Source organism: Comamonas koreensis (assembly GCF_014076495.1).
Taxonomy (GTDB): domain Bacteria; phylum Pseudomonadota; class Gammaproteobacteria; order Burkholderiales; family Burkholderiaceae_C; genus Comamonas; species Comamonas squillarum.
In genome coordinates this window covers 3,798,879-3,812,712 of the sequence record NZ_CP043575.1, presented here as the reverse complement: position 1 = coordinate 3,812,712, position 13,834 = coordinate 3,798,879, and the positions used below count along the sequence as shown (strand labels likewise).

Below are 13,834 nucleotides of genomic sequence, written 5' to 3'. Positions count from 1 at the left end.
GACTAATCCTGTTTTGAGTATTTTTATTTTGTTATTTAACAACATGGACAATCTCCTTTTTCAAGGATTACATCGTAAACAGCCTTTCTGTGAATGCCAGTGGCGTATTGTCAATGAATGTTTAAACACCCTTGCTGGTGATTTTTATTAATATTAAAGTAATCTATTCTGATAGTTGTCTGGTAAATCTCTGAATAGAGTTTGTAGTATACCTATTGATTTGCAAGCCTGCGATGCTATGTTTTTTATGGCTTTAAATGTCAAATGCAATCTATAAATAATAAACATTTGTTCAAAACTATTGAATTTATTTGCAATTGTTTAAATTAGGAGCATCGTGCCCCGGAAAAATGCTTACCCTTGCATGAAAATAAACACTGAAAATCACTAGATGCTTACATGGTCATAAACCCTGGGCAGAAATGAAACGACCCGATGGACCAGGTCGGGTCCATCGGGTTGGAGGGTCCAGATCGGCTGAGTGGCGGGCTCAGGACTTGACCAGGGGACACTTGCCCTCGGACAGCGGCCGGAAGGCCTGTTCGCCCGGGATGGTGGCGATGATCTTGTAGTAGTCCCAGGGTGCCTTGGATTCCTCGGGCTTCTTGACCTGCACCAGGTACATGTCATGCACCATGCGGCCGTCCTCGCGGATCTTGCCGTCGTCGCTGAAAAAATCCTTGATAGGCATCTTCTTCATCGCGGTCATCACCGCAGCGGTATCGTCGGTGCCGGCCGCTTCGACTGCCTTGAGGTAGTGCATCACTGCCGAGTAGGTGCCGGCCTGGGCCATGGTCGGCATCTTGTTCATGACCTTGAAGTACTTTTGCGACCAGGCGCGGCTCTCGGGCGTGCGGTCCCAGTAGAAGGCGGTCGTCGCATACATGCCCTGGGCGGTCTTCAGGCCCAGTGCATGCACGTCCGAGATGAACATCAGCGCAGCGGCCACCTTTTGCTTGTCGGTGATGCCGAACTGGCGGGCGCTCTTGATGGAGTTGATGGTGTCGTTCACGCCATTGGCCAGCGCAATCACATCGGACTTGGAGGCCTGCGCCGTCAGCATGTAGGACGAGAAATCGGGCGCATTGAGCGGGTGCTTGACCGTGCCGATCACCTTGCCGCCGTTCTTGTCGACGGCGGCCGTGATGTCGTTCGACAGCGCCTGGCCAAAGGCATAGTCCACCGCCACGATGTACCAGCTCTTGGCGCCGCCTTCGGTTACCGCTTTGACGGTGCTGTTGGCCGTGGCATAGGTGTCGTAGGTGTAGTGCACGATGTTGGCCGCGCAGTTCTCGCCGGTGATCGAGCTCGAGCCCGCTTCGGTGTTGATCAGCACCTTGTTCTTTTCCTTGGCGACGGTGGCGACTGCGTTGTGCACGGCGGTGTTGCCCAGGCCGATGACCATGTCCACGTTCTCGCGGTCAAACCATTCGCGGGCGCGGGTGGCGCCAATGTCGGCCTTGTTCTGGTGGTCCACCGACAGCAGCTCGATCGGCTTGCCCAGCACCTTGCCACCAAAATCCTTGATCGCCATCGTGGCAGCTGCGACCGTGCCCTTGCCGCCAATATCGGCGTAGGCGCTGGAGGTATCGCTGATCACGCCAATGCGCACGGCGTTGTCGGATATGCCCTGCGCCCATGCGCCAGAGGCCAGGCCAACAGATGCAAGCAGGGTCGTCAAACAAGTGGTTCTGAACTTCATGGAAATGGTCTCCTGGTATTTTTATCGTTGGCCACGGCCAGGTGGGTTTGCCCCGCTGTCAAAGGGTTCAGGGCAAGGGGTTGGGCCTGGTGGGCACGGCGTAGCGGATCACACAAAGGGGTTGGCGCAAAGCCAGGTGGGGCAGGGCGGGGGTGTCAGGTCATGCGGCGCTCCTTGGTGGGTGGTGTCTCGTTGGCATGCTGGCCCTGCAGCTCGGCCAGGATCATCGCCTTGAGCTTGAACTTCTCGATCTTTTGCGTCAGCGTGCGCGGGAACTGCTCGACCACGCGGATATGGCGCGGGCGCATGAACTTGGGCATCTTGCGCTCGCACCAGTCGTGCAGCGCCTGGCGGTCGATCAGCTGCTGCTCGCGCGCCACGACATAGACGACGACATCGTCCTCATCGCCCTCGTGCGCGGGGATCGCAAAGGCGGCCGTCATTTCGACGGCCGGGTACTGGTTGACCATGTCCTCGATATGGAAGGATGAGATGTTCTCGCCCCGCACCCGGATGCGGTCACCCATGCGGTCGACAAAGCTCAGGCTGCCATCGGCATGGCGCAGCGCCGAGTCGCCGGTGTGGAACCAGAGATTGCGAAAGGCCTTGGCGGTGGCCTGGGGCTTGCCCAGGTATTCGACCAGCAGGTAATAGGGAAGCTTGGACCGAAAAGCCAGCTGCCCGGCCACGCCCACGGCGCATTCACCATCGCGCTCGTCCAGCACCGCTGCCTCTACAAAGAGGCTCGGATGGCCCAGGTAGCCCTTGCCCACCTGGCCGGCCTGCGCCGGGCCCAGCAGCTCCAGGCCCAGGGCGGCCGCCTGCGCGCGGATGGCCTCGCGCGTCTGCCCGCGCCGGTAGGCGGGCGGGGATTCGCAGCTGGCGTCTGTCTCTTCGATGATGGTGAAGCAGGACATGCCCGACTCCGTCTGGCCAAAGCCGGCCGTCACAAAGTCAAAGCCAAAGCGGCGCGCAATCTCCGCATGGCGCTGGGGCAGTGGCTGCATGTAGACCTTGTTGAGGCTGTTGTGGTGGTCGGTGGCCGCTGGCGGCGCCTTGGCCAGCCAGGAGATCATCGTGTCCACCAGCACCGCGCTGGTGGCGCCACTGAGCGCAATGCGGCGCCAGAAGTCATTGGGGCTGAAGCGGTCCCAGCAGGCCAGGCCACTGCCGGCCCACACCGCCCGCACCACATTGAACACCGCGCCGCCCACGTGGTACATCGGCAGGTCGTTGTAGACCACGTCGTGGCCGTTGAGCATCTGGCGGAACAAATAGGTGTACTGGTTCATCCAGCGGTGGCTTTGCACCACGCCTTTCGATGGCCCGGTCGTGCCCGAGGTGTAGATGATGTTGCACAGGTCGTCATAGGCCAGGGCCACATCCGGTTTGGCTGCGGGCTGCAGCAGCGCGGCCCAGTCCGTCTCCAACTGCGGGCCGCGGTAGGCAAGGCCGCCCGTCACCGCATCATGGCTGCCGGCGGGCGGCTCGTAGACCACCACATGGGCCAAGGGCGCGACCTGGCTGAGCTCTTCGCTAATGGCATTGAGGGCCGGCACCAGCGCGCGTTCGGCCAGCAGCATCACCGGCTGGGTGTCGCCAATCTGGTAGGCCAGCAGGCGCTCGGTCAGCCCAAAGTTGATCGGTGCAAAGATGGCGCCGGCCTTCCAGATGCCAAACATGGCCAAGGCGCTGATGAGCTGGTTGCGCATGAACACCGACACCGGCATGCCCCGGCCGATACCGGCAGCGGCCAGATTGCCGGCGATGGCATCGGTGATGCGGTCAAACTCGGCATAGCTCAGGCGCACATCGTCTTCGCCATACAGGTAGAAGAGCTGCTCGCCCTTGGTACGCGCCCAGTGCGCCAGGCGCTCGGTGACCAGTTCGCCATCGCGCTGCAAGAGTTCCAAAAGCGCCTGGTTATCCAGCGCCGCAACGGGGTGGGCTTGCGCGTTCATGCGGCGCTCGCTTTCTGCGGGTCCTTCAACAGGCGCCGCAGCACCTTGCCGGTACCCGTCGTCGGCAGCGCCTCCCGAAACTCGATCTCGCGCGGTGCCTTGTAGACCGACATCTGCTCGCGGCACCAGTCGATCAGCTGCTGCGCGCTCACCGCCGGCGCGCCCTTGCGGGCAATCACCACCGCCTTGACAGCCTGGCCTTTGCTTGGGTCATCGATGCCGATCACTGCCACCTGCGCGACCGAGGGGTGCTTGATCATGATGGACTCGACCTCCTCGGGGAAGACGCTGTAGCCCGAGACCTTGATCATCTCCTTGAAGCGGCCGGCAAAGGTCAGGTAGCCATCGCTGTCGATCTTGGCCATGTCGCCCGTGTGCACCCAGCCGTCCTTCAAGGTGCTGGCCGTCGCCTCGGGCTTGTTCCAGTAGCCCTTGAAGTTACCCGGGCTGCGCAAGACCAGCTCGCCGACCTGGCCGACGGGCAGGTCCTGGCCGGTGCCCGCGTCGATCACGCGGCATTCCACCCCGTCGATCGGAATGCCGTGCGCGCCCCATTTGATGGCATCGACGGGCATCGAGGTGTCCCAAGTATGGGTTTCGGACATGCCATAGGTCACCTCGAACAGTTGGCAGTTGGGCGCAAAGCCGCGCCACTGCTCGGCCAGCGCCTGGTTGATGGTGATGCCAAAGCTGGTGCTGGGGTTGATGCGCAGCGCGCTGAGGTCGTAGCTGTGTGCAGCGTCAACCTGCATCACCGCTGCATTCATGCTCGCCACGCTGTACCACCAGGTCACCCGGTAGCGCGCCAGCGCCTGCAGCACCTGCACGGGGTCAAAGCGGTACAGCAGCACGCAGCGGATGCCGGTGTAGAGCGTGACATTGAGGCCGATCAGCATGCCCGCGATGTGGTTGAGCGGCGCGACGGCCAGCATGGTGTCGTCATCGCGGATCGGGTTGTTGTCGGCCGCGGCATGCGCCTTGAACAGGGCGTTGCGGTAGCTCAGCATCGCCCCCTTGGGCAGGCCGGTCGTTCCCGAGGTATAGGTCATCAGCGCCACATCGTCCATGTCCAGCGGGCCCACATCGGGCGCGCGCAGAGGCGTGCGCAGGCAGTCCACAAAGTCGGTCGTGCCATCGATATGGCGCTTGGGCGTGCCGATCTCGGCGGGCAGGTCGATCGTCGGCTGGGCCGGCAGCAGGTCGGCGTAGTGGGTGAGGAACACATGTTCAATCGCCGTCTTGGGGCGCGCCGCCTGCACGATCTCGTAGAGCACATCGGCCGCGACGATCACCTTGGCGCCCAAGTCGGAGAGCTGGTACTCCAGCTCATGGCCCTTGAACAGCGGGCTGCAGGGCCCCACCACCGCGCCCAGCTTTTGGATGCCGATATGCGCAATCACATACTGCGGGCAGTTCTGCATGAACAGGGCCACCCGGTCCCCCTTGCCCACACCGCGCTGCTGCAGCTGGTGCGCAAAGGTGTCGCTCATCTGGTCCAGCTGCGCCCAGCTGATGGCGGCTCCGTACCAGATAAAGGCCGGCTTGTCGGGCTGGGTGCGCGCATGCTGGCGCAGGTACTCATGCAAGGGCTTTTCTTGTTGCCGGTATGCGATGGGGCTCATGGTGTCTCCTACGGTCCTGGTGTTTTTGGGGATCTCGGTCGCAGTGTTTGGGTGAGGCGGGGGCGGGTTGGCTACCAGGGCGATACACCCGATGCCGCCCGCCCCGGGCTGGCCGCTGGCAGGCTGGCGAGCATGCTGGCCAGCCAGTTGCGGGTCTGCGCCGGGTCGATCACATCGTCGATCTCGTTGTAGCTGGCCACATTCAGCGCCTTGCCCTGGGCATAGATCTCATCGGTCTTGGCCTGGAAATAGGCGGCCTTCTCGGCGGCGTCCTCCAGTGCTTCCAACTCGCGCCGGTAGGCCAGGCGTACCGAGCCTTCAATGCCCATGGGCCCCAGCTCGCCGGTGGGCCAGGCCACGGTGGCCACCGGCACAAACAGGTTGCCGCCCAGCATGGCCTGCGCGCCCAGGCCATAGGCCTTGCGCAGCACAATGGCCAGCACGGGTACCTTGATATGGCTGGCCGTCACAAAGATGCGGGCAAAGTGCCGCACGGCTGCAGCCTTCTCGCTCTCTGGCCCCACCATAAAGCCCGGCGTATCGCACAGCGACACGACCGGCAGGCCGTAGTTGTCGCACAGCTCCAGAAAGCGCGATATTTTGTCTGCGCTGTTGGCATCGAGCGCGCCGCCCAGGTGGCTGCCATCGTTGGCCAGCACGCCCACGGCCTGGCCTTCCAGCCGGGCAAAGCCGGTGACGACGCTGCGGCCAAAGTGCTCGCGCAGTTCCAGAAAACTGCCGCTGTCAAACAAGGTCTGCACCACCGCGCGGATGTCGTAGCCCTTGACCCGGTTCTCGGGCACCAGCGCGCGCAGCAGGCGCTGGTCGGCATGCGCGCCGGGCGGCAGCTTGCCCTGCACAAAGCCCAGGTAGGTCTGGGCCAGGGTCACCGCCTCGGTCTCGTCGCGGGCCAGCAGGTCGATCACGCCGTTGCGGGTCTGAACGCTCACTGGCCCAACGTCATCGGCCGCCACCACGCCCAGACCGCCGCCTTCGATCATCGCCGGGCCGGCCATGCCGATGCTGGCATCCTGCGTCGCGATGATCACATCGCAGCAGCCCAGCAAGGCGGCATTGCCGGCAAAGCAGCGGCCCGAGACCACGCCGATGGTGGGCACCTTGCCCGACAGCCGCGCCATGTGCGTGAAGGTCGTGAACTCCAGCCCCGACACGCCCACATAGTCGGTGTCGCCGGGCCTCCCGCCGCCGCCTTCGGCAAACAGCACAAAGGGCAGGCCCAGGCGTTCGCTGGTATGCACGATGCGGTCCATCTTGCGGTGGGCCATAAAGCCCTGGGTGCCGGCAAACACCGTGTAGTCATAGGCCATCACCGCGCAGCGCGACTGCTCGGGCCCAAACTGCGGGCCGTTGATACGGCCCAGGCCGGTGATGGTGCCGTCGGCGGGGCTGACGCGAATCAGCTCTTCCTCGCTGCGACGGCCGCGTTGCATGGCCAAGGTCAGGCCGCCGTATTCCACAAAGCTGCCGGCATCGAGCAATTGGTCGAGGTTCTCGCGTGCGGTGTTCTTGCCGTGGCGCCGGCGCTTGGCCACCGCTTCAGGGCGGGCCGCATCCATCAGGCCCTGCTGGCGCTGCAGCACCTTGGCCAGGTCGGGGCGTATCGCATCGAGGTCGGCCTGTTGCTGCTCTGCGGCCATCGCATTGGCCGATGCATCGGGCAGCACCCAGCCGAGCAGGGTGCCCGCCGCCACCACCTCGCCCAGCAGCGCCGCGCGAGCCACAAAGCGGCCGCCCTGGGCCAGGTCCACGCTGTGCTCGAGCTTCATCGCCTCCAGCACTGCCACCGAGGCACCCCTGGCCTGCACGGTATCGGCATCCCGCTCTAGCGCAATCAGCCGCCCGCGCATCGCAGCGCGCACCGCATGGGCGCCTTCTGGCAAAGCGGGCTCGTCGTTGGTGCCGGTCTGCGCGGCGTTCTCGCTGGTGCGCTGCGGATCAGGCTGGCGCTGTGCTGCCAGCACCGTGGCAGCCGCATGCAACGCCGGGCCTTGGCGTTCCACATAGGTGGTATCGATCTCGCCGCGTAGCACCTGCGCATCGCGCAGCAGCGCACGCAGGTAGTCCAGGTTGGTCTCCAGGCCCTGGATATGGAACTCGGCCAGCGCCCGGTCGGCCTTGGCGCAGAGCACCTCAAACTGGCTGGGACCGCTGACGATCACCTTGGCGAGCAGGGAGTCATAGTTGCCCGAGGTCTCGTAGCCGGTATAGCCAAAGCTGTCCACGCGCACGCCCGGGCCGGTGGGCGGTTCAAAGCGCGCCAGGGTGCCGCCCGTGGGCAGGGCCTGGGCATCGGGCTGCATGCTTTCCATGTTCACACGCGCCTGCAGCGCAAACTGGCAGGGCAGCGGCCGTGCCTGGTCCAGGCCCAGGTCTTGCAGGCTGGCGCCATCGGCCAGCGCAAACTGCAGCGCCACCAGGTCCAGGCCGGTGATGGCCTCGGTGATGGTGTGCTCCACCTGCAGGCGCGGATTGCATTCGATAAAGATGTACTGGCCGCTGCGGCTGTCGACGAGGAACTCCACCGTGCCCAGGCCTTGGTAGTGCATCGCGGCGCCCAGGCGGCAGGCATGCTGCAGCAGCTGCGCGCGCACCGCGGCGCTGATGAAGGGGCTGGGTGCAATCTCCAGCAGCTTCTGGTGGCGGCGCTGTAAAGTGCAATCGCGCTCAAACAGGTGCTGCACCGCGCCGCTGCCGTCGCCCACGATCTGCACCTCGATATGGCGGGCGCCGCCGATGAGCTGCTCCACATACAGATCGCTGCGGCCAAAGGCGCTGAGCGCTTCGGAGCTGCAGCGGTCAAAGGCTGCGCCCAGGTCTTCCACGGCCATCACCGCGCGCATGCCCCGCCCGCCGCCGCCTGCCAGCGCCTTGAGCATCACCGGCCCGCCCAGCTGCTGCATGAAGGCCTGGGCCTGTGCCAGGCTGGTGGCGCTGTGCGTGCCTTGCGCCACCGGCACCTGTTCGCGCTCTGCCAGCGCGCGCGCCTGGGCCTTGTCGCCAAAGGTCTCCAGCGCCTGGGCCGAGGGGCCGATAAAGCGCAGGCCCGCTGCCCTGCAGGCTTGCGCAAAGGCCGCGTTCTCGCTCAAAAAGCCGTAGCCGGGGTGGATGGCATCGCAGCCTTCCTGGCGGGCAATCTCAATCAGATGCGCGCCATTCAAATAGGCGGCTGCGCCCTGGGCGCCCAATGCGCGGGCATGGTCGGCCGCGCGCCGGTGCAGGCTGGCTGCATCGTCGCTGGCATAGACTGCAACGCTTGCGATGCCCCGGTCTGCGGCCGTGCGCGCAATGCGCACCGCAATCTCCCCCCGGTTGGCGATCAATACCTTGTGCATGGAACTCCTTTGTCTCTTCAATCGCGGTGCGCCGCGCAAGGGGCCCGCAGGCTGCGGGCCCGCGCGCTCAGATGGTCTGGCTGACAAACTTGCTGCTGAGGTAGAAGGCCAGCGCATCGGCGCCGCCTTCGCTGGCATAGCCCGAATCCTTGACGCCGCCAAACGGCTGCTCGGGGTAGCCCAGCGCGATCGAGTTGATGCCGACCAGGCCGCTTTCGATCTCGTTCTTGAACCACTCGCCGCGTGTAGCCGAGCCGGTGAACACATAGGCGGCCAGGCCCCAGGGCAGGCGGTTGGCCTCTTGCAGTGCCTGGGCATCGCTGTCAAAGCGGGCAAAGGCGGCAATCGGGCCAAAGGGCTCTTCGTTGAAGATGCGCGCATCCTGCGGCACATCGGCCAGCACGGTGGGCGCAAAAAAGTAGCCCTTGCCGTCCGGCGCCTTGCCGCCCGTCACCACACGGGCGCCCTTGGCCACCGCGTCATCCACCAGCGCCTGCATGGCAGCCACACGGCGCGGGTTGGCCAGCGGGCCCATGCGAGTGGCCTTGTCCAGGCCATTGCCCATCACATAGCCTTCGGCAATGCGCTGGAAACCCGCAATGGCCTCGTCATACAAGGGTGCCTGCACCAGAAAGCGCGACGGCGAGATGCAGGCCTGGCCGGCGTTCCAGAACTTCTGCACACCCAGGAGCTTCAGGCTGCGCGCCAGGTCGGCGTCGTCGCAGATGATGGCGGGCGCATGGCCGCCCAGCTCCATCGACACGCGCTTCATCGCTGCGCCCGCTTGCGCGCTCAAGAGCTTGCCCACCGAGGTGGATCCGGTGAACGAGATCTTGCGCACCACGGGTGAGGCAATCAGGTGCTCGGAGATATCACCGGGCACGCCATAGACCAGGCCGAGCACGCCTGCGGGCAGGCCGGCCTGCTCCAGCACCTGGACAAAGCGGGCGAGGGCCACCGGCGTCTCTTCCGAGCCTTTGACGATGATCGAGCAACCGGCCGCCAGCGCGGCCGCGATCTTGCGCACGGCCTGGTTGATCGGGAAGTTCCAGGGCGTGAACGCCGCCACGGGGCCCACCGGCTCATACTGCACATACTGGCGCAGCTCGGGTGAGCGCGGCGGGATCATGCTGCCATAGCAGCGGCGCGCCTCTTCGGCAAACCATTCCAGCACCTCGCTGGCGCCTGAGAGCTCGATGCGCGCCTCGGTCAGGCGCTTGCCTTGCTCGTGCACCAGCATCAGCGCCATTTCCTCGGCATGCTCGCGCACCAGCGCGGCGGCCTTGCGCAGATAGGTCGAGCGCTCCATCACCGAGGTTGTGCGCCAGGCGGTAAAGCCGGTCTGGGCGGCGGCCAGCGCGGCATCCAGGTCGGCGCGGCTGGCCTTGGCCACTCGGCCAATCGTGCTTTCATCGGCGGGGTTGGTGATGTCCAGCCACTCCTGGCTGCTGCTGTCGCGCCACTGGCCGTCGATCAGCAATTGGACTTGGTAGTTCATGCGGTGCTCCTTATTCTTTCTGGCTTCAGCTTTGCAAAATGGCGCGGCCGGTGACCTTGCCTGCACGCAGCTCGTCCAGCACGGTCTGCACATCGCCCAGCGGGCGGCTGCTGAGCGGCAGGGACGGCAGTACCCCTTGCTGGGCCAGCGCCACCAACTCGCGCAGCTCGGCCAGCGACCCCACATAGGAGCCGCCGATGGAGATGGCGCGCATGGGGATCAGCGGCAGCTGGATGCTGGCGCTGCCGCCAAACAGGCCCACGATCAGGATCTTGCCGCCCTTGCCGACGACGGTATTGGCAAACTCGAACGTGCGCGTGGAGCCGACAAAATCGAGCACAGCCGACACGCCTTCGGCGCTGGAGCGCGCGAGGGTCTTGGCGGCCTCGGCTTCTGCCGGGTCCACCACGCGGCTGGCGCCGGCACCCAGCGCGGCCTGGCGCTTGGCCGGGTCGATATCGACAACGATGGGCCCCAGGCCATGCAGGGCCTTGGCCAGCGCCACCGCAGCCAGCCCCACACCGCCCGCGCCGATGATGACCAGCGGCGCTTGCTCGGTCGCTGGCGCCACTTTTTTCAGGGCCGAGTAGGCCGTCAGCCCCGAGCAGGCCAGGGTGGCGGCAAAGGCGGCATCAATGCCGGCATGGTCGATCAGGTAGCGCGGATGGGGCACGCGCACATGGGTGCTGAAGCCGCCATCCCGCGTGGTGCCCAGGCTCTCGGGGCGGGCACACATGTGTTCATCACCCCGGGCGCAAAGCGCGCACTGGCCGCAGCCAATCCAGGGGAAGACGATCACCGAGCGGCCCAGCGCGCCTTGGGCATCGGGCCCGTTGGCGGCCACGGTGCCGACGATTTCATGGCCCAGGGTGCGCGGCGGCTTGAGCACTTTTTCCAGGCCGAAGTGGCGGCCGTCGCCCAGGTCAAAAAAGCCCTCGGCCATGTGCAGATCGCTGTGGCAGACGCCGCAGGCGCTGATGCGCACCAGCACCTCGCTGCCTTGGGGCGAGGCAATGGCGCGGCGCGCCAGTTGCAGCGGTTGGCCAAAATCGACGACCTGGTAACTCAGCTGTTCGCCAGGGCTGGCGGTTGCGTTCGACATGCGCTTGTCTCCTGTAATCAAAGGGCTCTGTGGCTGCAGGCGCGGCGCGTCGGCAAGGGCCTGGCGCGAGCTCAGCGTTGGAAAAGTCCAAAGATACTGATCAGTATCGTTTGGTACTATTGGGGATTTCACGCATGGATGCTGCTTGGCATCTTGTGCAAAACCGCCCGCCTTTCCACTATGCTGGGGCCATGCGTACAGCGTGCCGGCGCGCGTCACCACCGCAGCCCCCACGCCCACCAGGAGATATTCAACAGTGCAGCTTCAACCCACCGACACCAATGCAGGCGATGCCAAAAACCAGATCCAGGAATACAAGGACACCTTGATCATCAATGCCGCCGCCGAGCTGTTCTACAAACGCGGCTTCAAGAGCGCGACGCTCGACGAGATAGCGGCCTCGATCGGCGTGACCAAGCCCTTTATCTACAAGCGCTTCAAGTCCAAGCACGAGCTGCTCGAGCGCCTGTTTGACAAGGTGTTTGCTGGCCTTTACGAGGCGGTGAGCCAGTGCGAGCAATTGGAGGACAAGGACCCGGTGCGGCGCTTCGAGTTTTTTATCGACACCTACACGCGCCGCAAGATCGAACTGAGCACCTTCTCGGTCATCCTGCTCGAAGAGGAAAAAAGCCTGAGCCCGGAAAAAATCAGCGATATCCGCAGCAAGTACCACGGTTTTGATGCGCTGGTGACGCGGCTCATCGTCAACGGCGTGGAGGCCGGTGTTTTCCAGGTCGGCAACCCCAAGGTGACCGCCTTTGCGATCAGCGGCATGGTGCAGTGGACGCACCGCTGGTACCAGCCCAATGGCAAGCTGTCCATCGAGGCGCTGTGCCAGGAGATGACGCAGATGGCGCTGCGCCTGGTCGGCTGGACGGGGCAGTATGTGCTGCCGGTGCCGCCTATTGCGCAGCGCTGATCTACCCGCGCCACTGGCGCGCCAGGCAGCCGCCAATGTCCTGCGTAAAGACGGTCTTTACATTTGAATATAATTGAGATTCATTCTCAACTATTCACTGTGGCACCAGGGCGCGGACATCGCATGGCATCTCCCGGATACTCGGCTTCGCCCATCGAAGCGCTCTACAAGAACCACCATGCCTGGCTGCAGTCCTGGCTGCGGCGCCGTCTGGGCAATGCAGGCGATGCGGCAGACCTGGCCCATGACACCTTTTTGCGGCTGATGCTCTCGCCCCGCCACCTGGGCGCTGCTGACGAGCCGCGCGCCTTCCTGACCCATGTGGCCAAGGGCCTGGTCGTCGATCTGTGGCGCCGGCGCGAGATCGAGCGCGCCTACCTGGAGACCTTGCAGGCCTTGCCCGAGCCGCATGCGCCATCGCCCGAGACCCAGATGCAGGTCATCGAAGCCTTGGTGCAGATCGACCGGCTGCTGGCAGGCCTGGCGCCCAAGACGCGCCAGGTTTTTCTGCTGGCGCAGCTCGAAGGCCTGAGCCTGCAGCAGATCTCCGACCAGGTCGCGATGCCGGTGATCACCGTGCGCCGCCATATCCACAAGGCCTTGCTGCTGTGCCTGGAGGCCGCGTGATGGCCGGTGTTGCCGCACAAAATACCTTGCTGAGCGAAGCGGCCGACTGGCTCATCGTGCTGCGCTACGAAACGCCCACGGCCAAGGAGCAGGCGCGTTTTGAGCAATGGCGCCGCCAAAGCCCCGCGCATGAGGCCGCCTGGCACAAGGCCGAAGCCATGCTGGGCATGTTTGCCCAAGTGCCAGCCGAGGTCTGCCAGCAAACCTTGCACGCCGTGCAACGGCCCGACCGGCGCAAAAGCCTGGCCTGGCTGGGTGGCTTGCTGGTGGCGGCCCCGGCCGGCTGGCTGGCCTGGCGCGAGCTGTCCTGGCGGGACTGGATGGCCGACCAGGCCACCGCCGTGGGGCAATCGCGCTCCATGCTGCTGCCCGATGGCTCCACCTTGACGCTCAACACCGCCAGCGCGGTGGCGATCCATTTCAACGCGAAGGAGCGCCTGGTGCGGCTGCTCGGAGGCGAGATTTTGGTGACCACGCAGGCCGACCCTTCGCCTAGCTACCGCCCCTTTGTCGTGGAGACACGGCAAGGCACCGTGCGGGCGCTGGGCACACGCTTTAGCGTGCGCCGTGTGGATGCGGGCACCAGCCGCGTGGCGGTCTTTAGCCACGCCGTCGCCATTACCAACCAGCAGGGCGCCACCCAAGTGCTGCAAGAAGGGCACACCGCCGATTTCAGCACCAGCCATATCGGCCCACAATCCGATGTGCAAGCCAGCGCCGCGCTGTGGGAGCAGGGCATGCTGCTGGCCAAGAATATGCCGTTGGCCGACGTCGTTGCCGAGATCGCCCGCTACCGTGCGGGACCGCTGCAGTGTGATCCTGCGGTTGCCCAGCTGCGGCTATCGGGCGCCTTGTCGCTCAAAGATACGGACGCCAGCCTGGCGCTGCTGGCGCAGTCGCTGCCGGTGCGGATCGAGCGGTTGGCGCATGGGGTGGTGAGGGTGGTGAGGCGTTAATCGGGGTGCTGGGTGCGCCATCCATCGCTTTGAATCGGCGCACCCACCAGGGCCGCCAAACGTCGGTATCGCTTATCTGCAACCGGCGATTTGT

General features: G+C 64.7%; 9 protein-coding genes. 3 read left to right on the top strand and 6 right to left on the bottom strand.

The genetic code is table 11. The features are described 5' to 3' along the window. Window positions 1–490: 490 nt before the first annotated feature. From F0Q04_RS17260 to F0Q04_RS17235, 6 genes are all read right to left on the bottom strand, one after another. Window positions 491–1,702, bottom strand: coding sequence for an ABC transporter substrate-binding protein (locus F0Q04_RS17260; protein ID WP_182342430.1), 1,212 nt, complete (start codon window positions 1,700–1,702; stop codon window positions 491–493). A 155-nt stretch (window positions 1,703–1,857) separates the two neighbouring features. Further along, window positions 1,858–3,663, bottom strand: coding sequence for a class I adenylate-forming enzyme family protein (locus tag F0Q04_RS17255; protein ID WP_182342428.1), 1,806 nt, complete (start codon window positions 3,661–3,663; stop codon window positions 1,858–1,860). Beyond that, on the bottom strand, window positions 3,660–5,285 hold the full coding sequence (locus tag F0Q04_RS17250; RefSeq protein WP_182342426.1) for an AMP-binding protein: 1,626 nt from the start codon (window positions 5,283–5,285) through the stop codon (window positions 3,660–3,662). Before F0Q04_RS17250 ends, F0Q04_RS17255 begins: the two co-directional genes overlap by 4 nt. A gap of 71 nt (window positions 5,286–5,356) precedes the next feature. Further along, window positions 5,357–8,638, bottom strand: coding sequence for a carboxyl transferase domain-containing protein (locus F0Q04_RS17245; protein ID WP_182342424.1), 3,282 nt, complete (start codon window positions 8,636–8,638; stop codon window positions 5,357–5,359). Window positions 8,639–8,705: 67 nt separating this feature from the next. After that, on the bottom strand, window positions 8,706–10,136 hold the full coding sequence (locus F0Q04_RS17240; RefSeq protein WP_182342422.1) for an NAD-dependent succinate-semialdehyde dehydrogenase: 1,431 nt from the start codon (window positions 10,134–10,136) through the stop codon (window positions 8,706–8,708). A 25-nt stretch (window positions 10,137–10,161) separates the two neighbouring features. Then, a complete protein-coding gene (locus F0Q04_RS17235) occupies window positions 10,162–11,238 on the bottom strand; it encodes an alcohol dehydrogenase (protein ID WP_182342420.1) in 1,077 nt (358 codons plus the stop codon). 256 nt (window positions 11,239–11,494) lie between these two features. Between F0Q04_RS17235 and F0Q04_RS17230 the strand changes: the two genes are divergently transcribed. The 3 genes from F0Q04_RS17230 to F0Q04_RS17220 all read left to right on the top strand — a co-directional run bounded on the left by F0Q04_RS17230 (window position 11,495) and on the right by F0Q04_RS17220 (window position 13,740). Next, on the top strand, window positions 11,495–12,157 hold the full coding sequence (locus F0Q04_RS17230; protein WP_165841101.1) for a TetR/AcrR family transcriptional regulator: 663 nt from the start codon (window positions 11,495–11,497) through the stop codon (window positions 12,155–12,157). A 123-nt stretch (window positions 12,158–12,280) separates the two neighbouring features. Further along, window positions 12,281–12,784, top strand: a complete 504-nt coding sequence (locus F0Q04_RS17225) for a sigma-70 family RNA polymerase sigma factor (RefSeq protein ID WP_182342418.1) — start codon at window positions 12,281–12,283, stop codon at window positions 12,782–12,784. Then, a complete protein-coding gene (locus F0Q04_RS17220; RefSeq protein ID WP_116924321.1) occupies window positions 12,784–13,740 on the top strand; it encodes a FecR domain-containing protein in 957 nt (318 codons plus the stop codon). Before F0Q04_RS17225 ends, F0Q04_RS17220 begins: the two co-directional genes overlap by 1 nt. The last annotated feature ends 94 nt before the right edge of the window (window positions 13,741–13,834 follow it).

Coding starts and splice junctions, on each gene's coding strand:
- F0Q04_RS17260 (WP_182342430.1), bottom strand. CDS start 1,702: ATGAAGTTCAGAACCACTTGTTTGACGACCCTGCTTGCATCTGTTGGC.
- F0Q04_RS17255 (WP_182342428.1), bottom strand. CDS start 3,663: ATGAACGCGCAAGCCCACCCCGTTGCGGCGCTGGATAACCAGGCGCTT.
- F0Q04_RS17250 (WP_182342426.1), bottom strand. CDS start 5,285: ATGAGCCCCATCGCATACCGGCAACAAGAAAAGCCCTTGCATGAGTAC.
- F0Q04_RS17245 (WP_182342424.1), bottom strand. CDS start 8,638: ATGCACAAGGTATTGATCGCCAACCGGGGGGAGATTGCGGTGCGCATT.
- F0Q04_RS17240 (WP_182342422.1), bottom strand. CDS start 10,136: ATGAACTACCAAGTCCAATTGCTGATCGACGGCCAGTGGCGCGACAGC.
- F0Q04_RS17235 (WP_182342420.1), bottom strand. CDS start 11,238: ATGTCGAACGCAACCGCCAGCCCTGGCGAACAGCTGAGTTACCAGGTC.
- F0Q04_RS17225 (WP_182342418.1), top strand. CDS start 12,281: ATGGCATCTCCCGGATACTCGGCTTCGCCCATCGAAGCGCTCTACAAG.
- F0Q04_RS17220 (WP_116924321.1), top strand. CDS start 12,784: ATGGCCGGTGTTGCCGCACAAAATACCTTGCTGAGCGAAGCGGCCGAC.